This window comes from Lagierella massiliensis (assembly GCF_001407835.1).
GTDB classification, from domain to species: Bacteria; Bacillota; Clostridia; order Tissierellales; family Peptoniphilaceae; genus Mediannikoviicoccus; species Mediannikoviicoccus massiliensis.
In genome coordinates this window covers 715,258-731,596 of sequence record NZ_CYUO01000005.1, presented here as the reverse complement: position 1 = coordinate 731,596, position 16,339 = coordinate 715,258, and the positions used below count along the sequence as shown (strand labels likewise).

General features: G+C 29.5%; 13 protein-coding genes, 2 tRNA genes and 1 CRISPR repeat array. Of the genes, 1 reads left to right on the top strand and 14 read right to left on the bottom strand.

Annotated features, from left to right (window positions below):
- Nucleotides 1-9: 9 nt before the first annotated feature.
- From BN2746_RS07075 to BN2746_RS07010, 14 genes are all read right to left on the bottom strand, one after another.
- Complete coding sequence (locus tag BN2746_RS07075; RefSeq protein WP_055079081.1) at nt 10-315, bottom strand: terminase small subunit; 306 nt, start codon at nt 313-315, stop codon at nt 10-12.
- Between the two features lie 1,130 nt (nt 316-1,445).
- Nucleotides 1,446-2,180 (bottom strand): DEAD/DEAH box helicase family protein, encoded by a 735-nt coding sequence (locus BN2746_RS07070; protein WP_231718337.1) that lies wholly within the window; start codon nt 2,178-2,180, stop codon nt 1,446-1,448.
- Nucleotides 2,181-2,221: 41 nt separating this feature from the next.
- Nucleotides 2,222-2,563 (bottom strand): YjcQ family protein, encoded by a 342-nt coding sequence (locus tag BN2746_RS07065; RefSeq protein ID WP_055079080.1) that lies wholly within the window; start codon nt 2,561-2,563, stop codon nt 2,222-2,224.
- A gap of 57 nt (nt 2,564-2,620) precedes the next feature.
- Entirely contained in the window at nt 2,621-2,821 is a 201-nt protein-coding gene (locus BN2746_RS07060) for a hypothetical protein (protein WP_055079079.1), read from the bottom strand.
- Nucleotides 2,811-3,947, bottom strand: a complete 1,137-nt coding sequence (locus BN2746_RS07055) for a VG15 protein (RefSeq protein ID WP_055079078.1) — start codon at nt 3,945-3,947, stop codon at nt 2,811-2,813. The genes BN2746_RS07060 and BN2746_RS07055 overlap by 11 nt, the downstream gene beginning before the upstream one ends.
- The gene (locus tag BN2746_RS07050; RefSeq protein WP_231718336.1) at nt 3,937-4,383 is read right to left on the bottom strand and encodes a hypothetical protein; all 447 of its coding nucleotides are present in this window, start codon (nt 4,381-4,383) and stop codon (nt 3,937-3,939) included. The genes BN2746_RS07055 and BN2746_RS07050 overlap by 11 nt, the downstream gene beginning before the upstream one ends.
- Nucleotides 4,384-4,607: 224 nt before the next feature.
- Nucleotides 4,608-5,239: a CRISPR direct-repeat array (repeat unit 36 nt; unit sequence GTTTTAGTCCTATATGAAATTACATAACTCTCAAAC).
- A 40-nt stretch (nt 5,240-5,279) separates the two neighbouring features.
- Nucleotides 5,280-5,948, bottom strand: coding sequence for a type II-A CRISPR-associated protein Csn2 (gene csn2 / locus BN2746_RS07045; protein ID WP_055079077.1), 669 nt, complete (start codon nt 5,946-5,948; stop codon nt 5,280-5,282).
- Complete coding sequence (gene cas2, locus BN2746_RS07040) at nt 5,945-6,265, bottom strand: CRISPR-associated endonuclease Cas2 (RefSeq protein WP_197273095.1); 321 nt, start codon at nt 6,263-6,265, stop codon at nt 5,945-5,947. The genes csn2 and cas2 overlap by 4 nt, the downstream gene beginning before the upstream one ends.
- Complete coding sequence (gene cas1, locus BN2746_RS07035; protein WP_055079076.1) at nt 6,255-7,133, bottom strand: type II CRISPR-associated endonuclease Cas1; 879 nt, start codon at nt 7,131-7,133, stop codon at nt 6,255-6,257. Before cas1 ends, cas2 begins: the two co-directional genes overlap by 11 nt.
- Nucleotides 7,130-11,239: a type II CRISPR RNA-guided endonuclease Cas9 gene (gene cas9 / locus BN2746_RS07030; protein ID WP_055079075.1), complete on the bottom strand. Its 4,110-nt coding sequence runs from the start codon at nt 11,237-11,239 to the stop codon at nt 7,130-7,132. Before cas9 ends, cas1 begins: the two co-directional genes overlap by 4 nt.
- 629 nt (nt 11,240-11,868) lie before the next feature.
- Nucleotides 11,869-12,153, bottom strand: a complete 285-nt coding sequence (locus BN2746_RS07025) for a hypothetical protein (RefSeq protein WP_187364075.1) — start codon at nt 12,151-12,153, stop codon at nt 11,869-11,871.
- A 174-nt stretch (nt 12,154-12,327) separates the two neighbouring features.
- Nucleotides 12,328-12,411: transfer RNA gene (locus BN2746_RS07020), tRNA-Leu, on the bottom strand.
- Between the two features lie 5 nt (nt 12,412-12,416).
- A tRNA-His gene (locus BN2746_RS07015) sits at nt 12,417-12,493 on the bottom strand.
- Nucleotides 12,494-12,692: 199 nt separating this feature from the next.
- Nucleotides 12,693-15,566 carry a PBP1A family penicillin-binding protein gene (locus BN2746_RS07010; protein ID WP_055079073.1) on the bottom strand — a complete coding sequence of 958 codons (2,874 nt, stop codon included), beginning with the start codon at nt 15,564-15,566 and terminating at the stop codon, nt 12,693-12,695.
- Between the two features lie 128 nt (nt 15,567-15,694).
- Here BN2746_RS07010 and BN2746_RS07005 point away from each other — a divergent pair, with 128 nt between their 5' ends.
- The gene (locus BN2746_RS07005) at nt 15,695-16,333 is read left to right on the top strand and encodes a YigZ family protein (protein WP_055079072.1); all 639 of its coding nucleotides are present in this window, start codon (nt 15,695-15,697) and stop codon (nt 16,331-16,333) included.
- The last annotated feature ends 6 nt before the right edge of the window (nt 16,334-16,339 follow it).

Sequence of the window (16,339 nt, the reverse complement as noted above, 5' to 3'; positions counted from 1 at the left end):
TACCGATATTTACAAACTTGTAACACTTTGTCGACCCTTCCCATTGCCAATTAAAACTTCTTCAGTCTCTTCTCTTCTAAAAACAGAAGTTAAATACCTTAATACCTCTTCCTGCTTTGCTATCTTTTCATCTTCAATTTCTTTTACCTTGTCCTCTATATATGTTTTTATTCCAACATTTTCCAACAACTTACAAGATTGAGCCTTTGCATAATTTTCAGAATAACCCGCATTAATCGCAGACTGATATATATTTCCGCTGAAGATAAACTCATCAGCAAAACACTGTTGTTTTATAGTCAGCTTTTTTGACAACTATATCACCCCTTATGTAATTAAAAATTTATACTCATTGCTCCTACCCCTGCCTATTTTTACGAGTATATGATTCATGAACATTGATAAAACAATGAACCTTCCTGTTATTTATGGCCAAGTCCTCTAATTTCCAATACTGCCAGTTAGGCCAGTTCCGTGCCGTCGCATATTCGCCGTAAGAAAGGAGGTGAAATTAAATACATGAAAAAAGGCACCCTATAATAGAGTGCCAAGTGATATATTGAATCGAATATTTTTTCACATCTTAAATGAGTAAGAAAATAGACAATAAAAAAGAGTTACTCGCTATAGCAACTTTAATCATAGATTTATTAATCGCAGTAGTAAATTTAATTAAAGAAATAGTTAAGTAACTCAATATTGGGAGGGAAACCTCCCTTCCAATTAAATTATATCATTCTTACTCTAAAAATTCTAAATGGATAAAAAGAAACAATTAATAACATTAACATTAATTATTATTATAATAACAGCCAGTAGTTTAGATATTCCAACTCCTCAAACTCTTAAAGTTTGATAAGCGTTTTCAATTGATTGTAATTTTTTAATTACCCACTCTTCATTACTCCACATGAAAGATGGAATCATAACTTCTATCATTTATCCTCCCAATTGAATTGTGTTATTAACTTTGTTATAATATAAATAACAAACAGGAGTACCTCTTCCCATCAAAGGCTACTATGAGTAATCATAATAGTTTGAGGGGGCCACTCCTGTTATTCTTTTCTTTTAAATATCCCAATTAATTTGCTTTCTCTTAAGATTAATGTTTTATTCAAGTATTCATATCTTTTGTTATTGTAAATACGCCTTAATCCATTATTCAATATATCATCAGTATAAGAATATATTTTTAAATCAAGTATTATATTCTCTGATTGTCCTATTATGTTTTTACCAGCTGTGGTTACCTTGTTTTTAAAATGAGAATTTATTATTTTTAAACCCCAACTGTCTCCTTACCATTTATAATCTGAAATTCTTATTTTTTGAGGGAACAATATTCTGGATGAATAAGAACTGCTCCACCACATTGTCAGCTATCCATTGAGTAACATCTTTCCAATGCTTACTATAATCCAAAACAACATCTTTTCCACCAATTATAAAGATGGATTGGTAAGATACCATAAAGACTTGTCGTTAATATCTGACATATCGTCAACTGACCATTCAGCCCAACCATTATGTTTTCTGCCACCTGATAATATTGACTCTCGGTATTTAGTAAAGACTGTCCCACCAGATACAAGTGTAGGTGGAGTCCCACACATTATGGTCATAGGGTTGTCGGAGTCTGTAACTGTATATTTCAGTGCCGACTCTTGGTCGTCTGTATACTCTTGAGCCTCATCTATGATGAGCATATCAAAACCTTCACCAAGTCCACCTGTAGCAGTCCTTGTTCTAAACTGGATTACTCCTCCGTGTTCTTTGAGTTCAATTCTTTCTTGTCCCTTTGCTTTGATAGATGAAAAGTCTTCCTTGTCTTCAAGTCCCACGTCTTCAAGATATTTTTTTAATTTCTCAAAAGAAGAGTGAGAGGTTGAAATTCTATGTGCTGTGTGTAAAATATTAAGTCCATGAAAGAGTCCCCACAGTTCTGCCATATAGACAATTTCAGTTTTACCGTTTCTTCTTGGGACTGCATATCCAAATTTAGAGTGAGTCCACAAATCTTCGTCATTCATAGCGAAGAGGTCGTTTATCATCTTCTCTTGCCAAGGATAGGGACTTCTTCCAGTTTTTTCATAAAGTTCTACTGCTTCATGACCTAAAGTTTTATCATAATCTAAAATTACCGACTTGGTGGGAGTTTGATTTCCATACTTTTTCATATTTCAAAATCCTTTATGTGAAAGTTAATAATTAATATTACTTATACAAATGGTACAATTGCTTTTATGTCTTTCAAAAATTCTTTTGCTTTTTTTAAAAAAGAATTATCCGTTAAATATTCAATCCCTAAAGGTGTAATCATTATATTTTCAATATCAAATACAACCGTATTGCCACCCCATGCTTTATTTTTAACTACACCACTAACAAAACCTTGATTTGATAAGTTTTCAATGATGTAACTCCAATAAATACTGTTAATATTTAAGTAATTGCTATTTGCCCGTAATATATTTGTATCTATTTCTTCTCCAGCTTTTAACTGTACATATAAATAAGCTAAAATTTGATAGACAACAACGTGATAATCATCTTTCGCCATGATCTCTCCTTTCTTTCACTAAAAAAGCACCTCTAACATATTGTTGTTAGTGTGCTTTTAATTCATAATATCTATTTTTTTTACATCATCTTCATAAATTTCTACAAGATTATCACAACCTCTTGCCTCAATAATAATGCTATTTTTTTGAGGATTATTATCTTCAGCAAAAATAAAGTCAGTAACTTTACCTATATAAATTTTTTTATTATTTAGTTCTACTATAATATTTTCACCTTCATATTTCCTAAGATTCATTTGGTCTACCTCCTAAAATATGAGATCCTGTTTTCGAATATACTATTATAATATTTGATGAATCAAATTTTTTCCCATTATCATCAATGTATGTCGCTACAATTCTTCCTGTATTAACTCTTTCTTTATTTTTCCATTCATTATTTACTATTATTGGCTTCCCTTTTCCTCTAAATTCTCGATATAATTCTTTTGAAAAATCCATGTCACCATTTATGAAACTTCGATCTGGAAGATGACTTCCCCTTAAATGTCTCGATTGTTTTTCTGTATTTATTTCATCCTTAACAATGCCTTTTTTTATAGCAGTTTCAACAACCTCTGATTTGGAATTAGGTTTCTTATAGCTAAACTCTATTCTTTCTTTTATTTTATCACTTTTATCAATATCTCGCCATTCTTTAGACCATATATCTTGTTTCTTATTATTTCCTGGCACATAGTCAACTGTACATCTACAATGTCTGTGCCTTGCAAATGGATTTTTCTTAGGATCTGTTTCGGCTAATCTTTTAGCTTCTTCATAATCGTAAGTCCCAGCAAGAGTTTTACAAAAAGAGCAAGCTCCTCCATGCATTTTTCTTTCAATAACTGGTTTTAATCCAGCCTTTCTATGCAAATTAGCATTATTCTTTATAAGTTCATCTACAATAAATCTTGAAAAATTTTCAGTAGATGAGCATAAATCATTAATCATGGAACTATAATCATCTTTTTTTAAAACACTTTCTACAATGCCGTCTACCCTGTCTTGACTATATTCAGCATCAATTGCCTTTAGGCTTATTTTAGCCTTTCTATTTAATTCATCTTGGACGATTTTAGCATATGCATTTATTATATTATAATTGTTTTTTAAATTAGAATTTAAAACCCTATTAACAATATTGTAATATATTTTTCCATCTGGAAGTTTATCTTCTGTAATATTTTCTTTAAAAATACTGGATAAAATTTCTCCAACCTCTTGAGCAAATTCATTAGAATCTAAATGATTAGCTTTTTTATTTTTGAGTTTTGATAGTTTCTCTTTTAAAACTTTAGATTCTTTAGTTTTGCTATCAAAAGACTTAGTGATGTCACTTAATAATTCAGGAACAAGATCCTTAACTTCATCATTCTTCATCTTCATCCTCTATAACTGATGGTTCTTTGCTGGCATTAAACCCAGTCAAATCCGAAAGATTATCTTTTCCAAAAAAACCTGGAATAGCTTGATTAATTTTTATTGCTGCGTCTCCTATCCCTGAAAGTGTAGCCACATCTGGTTCAAAGACTGGATACCACTTAGGTTTAGTTAAATAAAATTGATTTCTTAAATAAGGGAAATCATCTTCTATACACCTTGCTACATAGCCTACATTCAAGAAACCACTACCAAAACACCTTTGAGCTTTTCTTGCAGCAATTCTTAAAGTTTCATGGCTTGCTTTTATAGCTTCAGCAGATGATGGATTGTCAGTTACAAAACCTAAGTCATCAAGGGGTAGTCCTGTTAGGATCCTCAAGTAAGTGGACAAGTAGAATACGGTATCGGAAGCAAATCTTATCACAATTATCAATATTATTCGAAAGAGGTTTTAGATAAATTAAAAACAGAATTAAAACCAACTGCAAATTCCACAGAAAATTTGACAGTTTACTAAAGTCGTGCAAAATAATATAAGCTCCATTAATATAGGAACGGATAGGTATTGATATATAAAAAAAGTATCAACCCTTACCCTTATATCAGGATTTAGGTTGATACACAAAATTATTTACAGACCCAACTGTTGATGCACTGGTTTTAGTCCTATATGAAATTACATAACTCTCAAACAACTCTTCCTTATTCATCTAACACCTCTATGTTTTAGTCCTATATGAAATTACATAACTCTCAAACGACAGTAGTACAGGCACAGTAAATATCGGCGGTTTTAGTCCTATATGAAATTACATAACTCTCAAACAAACTTGAAATCATCAAAGATACCGTAACCGTTTTAGTCCTATATGAAATTACATAACTCTCAAACTAAAGATATTACCACTAAATATGTTTCAGGGTTTTAGTCCTATATGAAATTACATAACTCTCAAACTTGCTTAAAATTAAAATATCAAAAAACTTTGTTTTAGTCCTATATGAAATTACATAACTCTCAAACCCCTTGGTATACTTGTAGATATTCATGCTCGTTTTAGTCCTATATGAAATTACATAACTCTCAAACAATCATTTATATTTGTGCTATCTCCACACAGTTTTAGTCCTATATGAAATTACATAACTCTCAAACTTGCTTAAAATTAAAATATCAAAAAACTTTGTTTTAGTCCTATATGAAATTACATAACTCTCAAACAGTTTAGCGTGTGTTTCTTCTTCTAATCTCAGTTTTAGTCCTATATGAAATTACATAACTCTCAAACCTCAATTTCAGATTTTAAGAGCAAATAGCTTTGACGGTGGCTATATTTCACATAGGTCTTTATCAACAATTCTTAGATTTTCACAAGGTTCGACTTCTCTCGTGATTTTATTTTGTAGGGCTAAAACCTTAATCTCATTGTAGCTTAAGAATTTGATTAGTTCAAGTAAATCTCCCTCACTTAAAAAACTATCTAAATTGATCAAGATAAATAATTTTTTATTGAGTAATTCTGAGGTTACCTTCATGTATTCTATTACTCTCTCTATAATCGATGTTTTGTCATAATCAAACTGAACTCCCACAGCTTTAAATAACTCTTGATAATTTACTTCTTCCATTTTTAGTGGAAATCTGGATCTATAAATTAAATCATAAATTACATTAATTATACAACTTTCCATATCCATCATTTTAGAGTACATTTCTTCCAAGTTTATATCACTTATAAGTTCAGCATAAAGTTTTTTTAGTATATTTGTATTATTAGCTTCTATATTAAACAAATCAAAAATAATTTCAGTAGATTTTGAAATATCCAATTTTTTTAAATCTTCTATTAATTCAAATTCTTCATTTTCTTTATTTAAAGCTTCTATTAACATTTTTAAAAACTGCGTAAAATATTTAGTGTCTTCTATTACTAAGGTATTTATTGTCTTTGATTTAATTTCAAATGAGTTTTCAAGATATTCTGTTATAAGATTCATAGTATTATCAATCTCCTATCATCGGTAATATATTCCTCAGATACTTCACCTACTAATATTTCCATTCTTGAAAATTGTTTTTCTGTTATTATAAACATTTGAACTAGTCCTTTAGGAGGTTTATTATCCCTTACTTTATTCGCTATTAAATTAGCCATACTTTGATTAAGTGCAATTTTACTATAAACTGATTCCTGCATCATCATAAATCCATTTTTTACTAAAAACTTCCGAAATGTTCTATAGTTTTTCATATCTATCGAATTTAATGTTGGAAGATCAAACATTACAATTATTCTCATATATCTATAACTCATAGCTTGGAAACCTCAATAGAGATAAATCCCTATTGTTTAATGCATCGAACACAGATCTAACATATATATCTATGGCTTGATTAACTCTTGTAGACTTGTTATCTATTTTCACAAAATCATTAATTATATTTATTAACTCCAATTTTTGTTCTTTGTCAAAAACTTTGTTAATGTTGTTATATACTTTATTGTCCACTATTACTCTCCATGGTTCTATTAAGTCACTCGAAAGGTTAAATTGGTTAAACATATTATTATGAAATATACCAATCTGTGTAATATATCCATTTGTTACAACTTGCCTATTAATTGTTGATAGCAAAATTGAATATCCATAATTTAATGCAGCATTGATATTCGAATCGTCGCTCCTTGAAAAGTCCTTTCCAAAAAGTGCATTAAAATAAACTTTTGCAGCATGTCCTTCACGATTCGTACTATCTTTAAACTCTACTTCATCTATATATTTTTGAAGCATTTTATATTCTTCTTTATTACACGACTTTAAAAAACTCATTTGTTTCTTAATTTTCTGCTTAACAATCAATTGCCACACATCGCCTTTTATATAATCATCCCATTTTATTTGTGAACGTATTTTTTCGCTGGTATTATAGGATGAATAAAATGGAGATATTTCTGCTGCTGGATTTCTTTTTTCATCACAAAATATCAACTTGATTTTATTTTTAACAATTTCATTCAATAACGCAAATGTAATAGAAGCCTCTGTGGTATTTACAATTATATGTGAAATGTCCTTTAAATATATTTTTGAAACCTTATTGCCATCTTGTCTTACAACAAGATGGCTCAGTTTTAATTCAAGTTTTGCTCTATTTTCTATTACAACAACTCTCCAGGTCATATCTTTATCAAATCCAATTCATTTTCAAATAGCCCAGTTATTGATTGATTAATCAATTTAAACTCATTATAATTTATCTTTTTTGATAGAAGTGTTTTCCCTGAAGCTTTTATTGGTTTTTTAGTTTTTTTGTTCACGTTTCCTATTAAACTTAAATCGACACCATTATTTATATTTTGGAAAAGTAACAACATTTCTTTTAAAACCAATATTTGATCTTCTTTTTTTAAATTTATAAACAAGTCTCTTCCTGATGTTATTACTTCAGATAAATTCTTAATTCTATATTTAAAAATAGAGTTATTTAATTTGTCAGATAAATTATCATACAAACTCAATATATCTTTTGATTCAATACCATCTGATTTTAATACTTTGGCATTTTTATCTTTTAATTTTCTACTTAAGAACTTTTCTAGTTTTCTTATTGTTTTTTCATCTTTTTTATCAAGAATAAGCTGCACTGCAGGAGCTATTAAATAATAATCATTTGTTTTTCCTGTTATATTGTAGAAAAATCCATCTAATTTTATTAATGCATTAATTTTAATCTTATTTACTAATATTTCTGGGTTTTTTAGCTCAAGATTTTTTGTTAAATAATTATAAATAGCATCTTTTTCCCCATTTTTAACTTTATTGTTCACTATTATAGGAATAGTCTCTAAAGTTTTTTCCCTTTCTTTTTTACCGTCTGACTCAACTAATGCAAAATATGCTGATCCTGCTTTGTTATAACCACCATATTTATTTATATCGAATTTTTTCGAATTTTCTTTTTGTGGAAACTGACCATTTCCTTTTCTCTTCAAATTTTGATTGTAAAGTTCCCCTTTACCTATATAACTCATTCTTGTAAACCTATAATTTGTGCCTTGTATTTCTTTCTTTATTCTTTTAATCGTTGCATCTTTTATACTTCCCTTATGATTATCTGCAATCCAAGCTATATAGTTTCCACGCTTCACATCATACTTGAACATATTTTCTAAATTGTAGCTTTTGTTTTCTTCTTTATCTTTTATAAAATTTCGTGGATTTTTAGTAAATTTAGTATTGTAAACATTACCTACAACTATATTTAAATAAGCGTCATGCATATGATGCAAATCATTTACTGTTCTACACTTTAAAATATCAAACTCTTGTCTAAATCTACTTACATTTGAAGCTTTAGAGTAAACTATTTCAGAGTTTTTACAGATAGTTTTTAAAAGATTTGCAGTTTCTTTTGTCGCTTGTCTAGTTTCTACAATTTGTCTTTCAATAAATTGTAGTAATTCATCATCGTTAAATGCCGTGTTACGAATTAATCTTGCATATTTCTTATCGCCAATCAATTTTTTATCGTGCAACATTTTCCAATACGAATAACAATTTTTGTTTAAAACTTTTTCAGGAATTGGATACATATTACCCTTTTCATGATTTAAATTCTTTTTTACTAAAACTCTATTTTCAATTGAGTCATCATAAATTTTCGACTTAGGATAAATATGATCTTGATCATAAATGTTTTTTGATGCTAAATCCGAAAGTTCAATAGGTTCTAAGCTATACATACATCTACCAAGTTGTGTATAGTACAAATATAAATTATCCCATCTAAACTTAGGTTCTTCCTCTCGTTCTATTTCACTGACCAGGTAATTATATCTATCTTCCCCAATTTCCTTTATAAAATCCGCTTTCCCTTTTTTATAAAATTCTAATATGTTTTTCTTTCTTGAATTCTTTCTATCTTTTTTTTCTTCTTCTCCTCTTGCCATTTCAATGAAAATCTTTTTGGGGTTATTTCCCATAATGCCGGTAATTTCATCAACAATCCTTAAGCTTTGCCACAACATTCTTTTTACAGAAGGTGAAAGATATAATTCATCTACCATTTCATAGCATAATTTTCTATTATCAATAGGTTTCGATTTTTGAATTTCTTCTACAAACGTGAATTTACTACTCATTAGTTCCATTAAGTTTAAATTGTATTCTCGCATAAAATGAATTATATTGCCTGTCTCACCAGTATCTTTATTGACACCTTCTATGCCCACAAGTAACTTTTTGCTAAGTCGACCCCAATCCCTGTATTTTAAAGAAATTATCTTTTTAATTTCAGCATCTGTGAAGTATTCACCATAGGCAGATTTTATCTTTTTTTGTAAATAATTTTTGTCATCGCCATATAGAATAATTAGTTTTATAATTTCTTCTATATTTTTACGATAGTCATCTCTATCGACTTTTTCTCCTATAATATTTTTGAAGTCAATATATGAATTTAAGTTCTGCTTAAAATCTTCATCTATTCCAGAAAGTAAAACTTCTCCAGTAATGTTAAAATCTTTTTTTAGCAAATTAGAAACACTTTTTAAAGTGACTTTCTTTTTTGTTTTAAATAAATTTTCTAAGATACTTTTCTTCATATCTTCGCTAATTATCACGCCGTTTAATTTTAAATTATTTAACTCATTTAAAACCATAAACTCGCTATATAATAAAGATGACTTAGGTAAAACTTTTTCTTCCTTTAAATAAGTACATCTACCAATAAGTCTATCAATAAATCCTTCCCTTGATGAATCTAAGTCTACAACATCTTCAAAGTTCCATGGAGTTATTTTTCCACCGCTTCTCTTTATCCAAGCATATTTTGAATCAGGATTTAATGGACCAACATAGTACGGAATTCTAAACTTCATAATAGATGCAATTTTTTCTGCAACAGTACCATACTTATCAGATGAATTTAAAAAACCATAATATTTTGATTGATTATCTAAAATTCTCTCTAACTCAATAAGCTTTAACTGATAAGGAATAATACTATTGTCAGAAGATTTTAACTTAGGCATAAAAGTTTTTTCTTTAATATCATTAAGCATTTCATTCAAGATAATAAAATCTTCATTATCTTCTTCCTTTATGTCTTTTTCTATTATTTCAAGTTTTTTCTTTATAAATGTATTAAAATTTTCTTGGCTAGTAAATTTAGTAGCTTTTTTTCTTTCATTATTAGTAATATTTGATTTGGTATAGGCAACATAATTATCTTGTATATTTTCTTCTCTAAAGATTTCATCATAATTTGAAGGCAAGTATTTTTTTATGATGCTTTTTAATTTTCTTAAATCAGATCCATGTTTGTTATACTTTTTTATAAAAGCTTGAGAAATATATCTATTACCATCATCTGACTTATCAGCTTCTTTTAATAAATTTTCAAGAATAGATGAGTCATAAATTTCTTTTAAAATATCCAGAAGTGCTATTTTTTCACCTAATAGCGCTTCAAAATCACCATGTTTTTCATCAAAATCTGATTTTGAAAAATCTATAGTTTCATTTTTTAATTCTTCATCATATCCGAATAATCCATTAAGCTTTTGAGAGCTTCCTATCATAATTGCAGAAATCGCTTTCAAAAACTTTGTATCTCCTACAATATCTTTGAGTTTTTCCTTTTTCTCACTTTTGTTTAGCGTATCATCCGTTATCACTTTAATTAAATCTGAATTATCAAATTCTAAATCAATAAAATATTCATCCTTCAAATGGATTTTTAAATTATCAATAGAAGTATCAAAAGATTCCTTTATATCGAACTTTTGTCCTTCAAATATAAAATGTCCACGATTTTTAATAAGATAATGACAAGCTAAATATACCAATCTAATATCTTTTTTACTGTCATCCTCTATCAAATCCATAATAAGATGATGAATTGTAGGGTACTTTGCATGATAATCCTTATCTTTAAAATCTTTATCATTGAATAATGTATACTTAGATTTTAATTTTTCATCTTTATCTTCTTTGTAAAGATCACTATTATCTAATCTTAAAAAGAAATTTGCATCTACTTTTGAAACTTCTTCAGCAAAAAAATCTTGTAGCAAATTTATACGTTCTTTCCTACGGTCAAGCCTTCTCTTTGCGCCTCTTTGTAAGCGCCTACTTTCCGCCGTCTTTGCCTCATCAAAAACACGAACTCCCCACATTTTCTTACTGTTAAATTTTAAAACATTATAACTATCATCTGTAACTGCCCATCCAACGGATGATGTACCAATGTCAAGACCAACATAATAATCTTTAAAGTTTTTCATAAGTCCTCCTTGGAAATTTGACAATAATATAAATTCATGCTACTCTATTAAATGAAATTACATGACGAGTTCAAATAAAAATTTATTCAAATCGCCTATTTCAAATAGGCAGCAGATGTTCTGCATTATGCTTGCAAAGTTGCAAGCTTTTTTATTTTCTTATACATACTAATTAAATTATAGCAAATAAAAATATATCCTCAAATCTACTTAATTCTATTATTCATTTTTCAAAATATTTTTGCTTTGTTAATCTTAAAAATTTATCTTCACTAGTTAGAAAGAAATATTATTTAATATCCTTAGCATGATATTTTATATAAAAAGCTATCATCTCATTTGAGATTTATTTATTTTAACTCCAAAAAAACTATCAAATATAAATTAAAGGCACAGGCATAGACTCCTGCGTGCATAAACCATTCTCGATTGGTAAAACCATTTCCTATCCTCTTCACATTTGTTCTGTAAGCACTTTCAATTATAGCTTAATTTTCAGCTAAACAAATTTCTACTTACTCATCATCTTTATTTCCCTATTTTCAGAAAAGTTTTTAATAACCGCTTCTCTAAACTCTTCATATATAGGCAAGTCATTTTTTCATCTTAGTCTTCCTTAGTTCTTTCATTTATTCAAAATTAATTACTAAATTATCTTTATTAATTTTCGGTATAACCCATGAACAATATTTATCCCACTCTGATGTGTTTTTTCTATAAATAAACACCTTTTCAAACTCTTTTGCTTTTCCAACCGGAATTTTCCATCCAAACAATTCGTCAATTATCATATCATTGAATGGGATATCATTACATTCTCCAAAATCCAAGAAAAAAACAAACCCATTTTTTTCTGCTTTCTTTTGAACAATTTTAAAGTATTTTATGAATTTTTCATCTTCCTTTGTCCTCAAACCTATCATTACTAAACTCCTTAGGAAATTCGTTTATAATTTTTTATAAATCAAGTTTAACATTTCTAAATAAGCAATCAAATTCATATTGAAATTATTACTTTATTATAATCATTTAACTTTCTCAAAAATAAAAAAAGCCTCAAACAGCCTAATCAGCTATCTGAGGTTATTTGGTGCGGGAAAGAGGACTTGAACCCCCACGTCAATGACACTAGATCCTAAGTCTAGCGCGTCTGCCAATTCCGCCATTCCCGCTCATATGGGGTGGGAGATGGGATTCGAACCCACGACCTTCAGAGCCACAATCTGACGCCCTAACCAGCTAGGCCACACCCACCAGATGAGTACCTAGTAATAATACCATGTATAAAACTTAAAGTCAAGTTTTTTATGGAATTATTTTCATCGTGTACTAAATCCATCAACATCACAAATAATAGTATACACTAATTATAAAATTTTGCAAGTTTTTTTGAAAAATTTTTGAAAGAATTTTACATTATTAAAAAAAGACCCAGAATTCTGGATCTTTTAAATTAGTTTTCGTCATCTTCGCCTTGCTGAGGTGGCTGTTGAGGTGGTTCTGTTGGTCTTGATCCACCTTGGTTGTTATTATTGTTATTATTGTTATTATTGTTATTATTGTTATTATTGTTATTATTATTGTCCCGATTGTTGTTATTATTATCTGGTTTATCTTCATCATCTTCATCTTCTTTTTTAGGGTCGATGGTCTTAAAGATATTCCAGTCTCTTGGATAGATTCCACTTGTTCCTGGATCGTAAGGTATTGGTCTTACAAGTTTAAGCCCAGTGCTTGTGAATTGATGAACTTTACAATAGTTTGTAGGTTGTGTACCTTCAACAAATATTTCGTCTTTAACAACTCCCCTGTGGTCTGCATAACAAGCTTTAGTAGGTTTTGCATCTCCTATTGTGCAGACAGTCATATGAACTATTCCATCTGGCTCAATAAATTTTGATGCTTCCTTGCCTTCTAAAACTTTATTATTAACTGCTCTCCAAAGTCTTACAGCCTGTCCTCCATTCTGTGATAGTTTCAATTGTTGATTATCAAATCCAATCCATGATCCAATTGTGTAATGGGTTGAGAAACCCACGAACCATACGTCCTGATTCTCTTGTGTTGTACCTGTTTTACCTGCTAAATCATTATTTGGGTCGTATGCTACGTTTCCATATGGAACCGTAAGAACATCTTTCATAATGTCTGTAATTAAATATGCCAGTTGCGGGCTTATAACTTGACGTTTTTCACCTGGATCTTCTAATAGTACATTTCCTTTTGAATCTTCTATCTTTGTAAATGAAAGTGGTTCTATATACTGTCCTTTATTTGCAATTGCAGCATATGCTGCTGTTAAATCTAAATTCGTAACACCATATGTCATGGCTCCAAGCGCCATTGATGATGGGTTTTCGTCATTTATTTGCGGATTTTCACTGGATGATACATAGTCATCTTTTGTTTGGTCTTTTTTTATAAGTCCAAACTTTTCCCAGTATTCTTTTGATTTATCTATTCCAACATCTTCAATTGTTTTAACTGCTGTAACGTTTATAGAATCTCTTAATGACTCTCTTAGTGATACAAGTCCTTTATAGTATCCATATACGTTCTTTGGCCACAATTTTCCTTTATAGTAGGTAGGTGTGTCATCTATAGGTGTTGCTGCAGTGTAGCCATTGTCTAAAGCCGGAATATATACTGAAACTGGTTTGATTGATGAACCAGGTTGTCTTGGCACGTCTGTAGCTCTATTAAGTATCATTCTTCCCTTTTGGTTTCTTCCTCCTACAACGGCTTTAATCTGACCTGTGTTGTGGTCAATAACGACTATTGATCCTTGTGGTTGTGGTATTCCTTCTTTATCGATATTGAAGTATTCGTTATTAAAAATCAAATTTCCACTTTCATCGATATTATAAAGATCAGGATTTTTATCCATAACTTCTTTAGATACAAGTATTCCATTTTCAGTCTGTTGAACTTGATCTTTTTCTACGATTGCTTTTCCTGAAGCTGAAACTATATGTGTTACTAAGTTATTTTCATCATTTACTGTGAAATAATCTTTAGGGTCAAGGAAGTTTCCGTATACACCGATTTTCATTGACTTTATCAATATGCTTCCATCAGAATTTGCTTCATACTCCTGTGGTGTTAATAAGAGAGTATCTTCACCGTTAAATAAATTTTCCTGTCTGAAATAGACTATCTTTCCGCTTAAATTTGTAATATTTCCTTGTCTATCTGCTGACCAGTTTAAAAATGCTGGTCTTCTCTTGCTTCCAGAATTTCGTAAGACTACAGATGAGAAATTTGAAAAAATATCTTCAATTTGATTTTGCATATCCATGTCTATTGCAGAATAAACTCTAATTCCACCATTATAATACTTAGCAATAGCTTCATCTTTTGTATAATTTAATTCTGTTTGCAATTTTTCTATAACCTGTTTTGTAATTAAATCTGAGTAGTATGAAGATATAACTTGTTTTGTGGAATTTCTTCCAGGGTTTAGTGCTGCTGCTATATCTTCTTGGACTGCTTCATTATACTGTTCTTGATTTATATATCCCTGTTCAAGCATATTTTTTAGTGCATGTCTTTGTCTATCTATTGCAGAATCATTATATATAACTTTATACACAGTTCCGTTAAGTTCAATATCTCCTTTTACAATATCTCCTTCTACAACTTTTTCTGGTAATATTGTTCTATATAGTGCATAGTTTGAAGGACTTTTAACTATAGATGCAATTGCTGCACATTCGGCAAGGGTTAAATCCTTTACATCTTTTGAAAAATAAGTTTTACTTGCAGCTTGAACTCCATAGGCATTTTGTCCAAGAAATACAGTATTCATATATTTTTCAAGTATCCCTTCTCTGCCTAAAGATTCTGTTAACTGAATTGCAAGATAAGCTTCTTTTATCTTTCTTTCGATTCTCTGTTCAGAATTTAAATAAATATTTCTTGATAATTGTTGTGCTAAAGTTGAAGCACCTCTAAGGTTTGATGATTTTATATTGTCATATACAGAGCTTAATATACCTTTAGGGTCAACTCCATTATGTTCATAAAATCTCTCGTCTTCAATCGCTATAAATGCGTTAATTAAATTTTCAGGGATTTGATCATATGTAATCAATTCTCTAAATTCGCTGGTTTGAATTGTTTCAATCTTATTTCCCGATGAATCTAAAATTTCTGAAGTTTGGGAAAGAAGTTCATCTATTTGACTGGGTTCTACATGAGGTGTGTTTTCAAGTACACCGACTATGGAAACCCCTACCGCTCCACAAATCAGAGTAAATGTAATTAAAATTAAAATAATAATCAATTTAATCGTTTTTGCAAAGCCAGACATTATAGTATCTTTCATTGTAACCTCCATCTTTTTATCTACTATATTATAACATAGTATAAAATATTTTTGAATTTATGATGATTTCTCAATTTCAAAAGGAACTGATATAATTAGTACTATAGTGAATTTTCGGAGTTGAAATTATGTATAAATCTGTTTTAAAAGAAGAAAGTTGTGAAATCACAATAAAAAAATCTATTTTCATAGCAAATCTTTCGCCAGTTTCTAACGAAGAAGAGGCTGAAAGTTTTATATCTAAAATACGGGAAGAACAACCTCAAGCAAGGCACCATTGCTACGCTTATATTATTGGAGAAGATAGACTCACACAAAAGTACTCTGATGATGGTGAGCCACAAGGAACTGCAGGTATGCCAATACTCGATATTTTGAGAAAAAAAGAACTTACAGATGTGGTTGTTGTGGTAACAAGGTATTTTGGCGGAATTCTTCTTGGTGCATCAGGGCTTGTTAGAGCCTATTCAGAAAGTTGTAATGAGGTAACTCAAATTTCACAAGAAATTTTAAAAAAAGAATTCTTGGATATTATGATAAAAATTGATTATAATAATTTAGGTAAATTCTTAAATTACTGTGAAGATAAAAAACTTTTGATTCATGAGAAAGATTTTTTAGAGATGGTTAATGTTAATATATATGTGCCTAAAGAAGATTATGAATCTTTTAGAAGCGATATAATGAACATAACTTCTGGAAAGGCATTGATGGAAGTATTAGATGAAGTTTTAATTGATACCATCGGTGATAAGTTATATATTTAGGAGGTA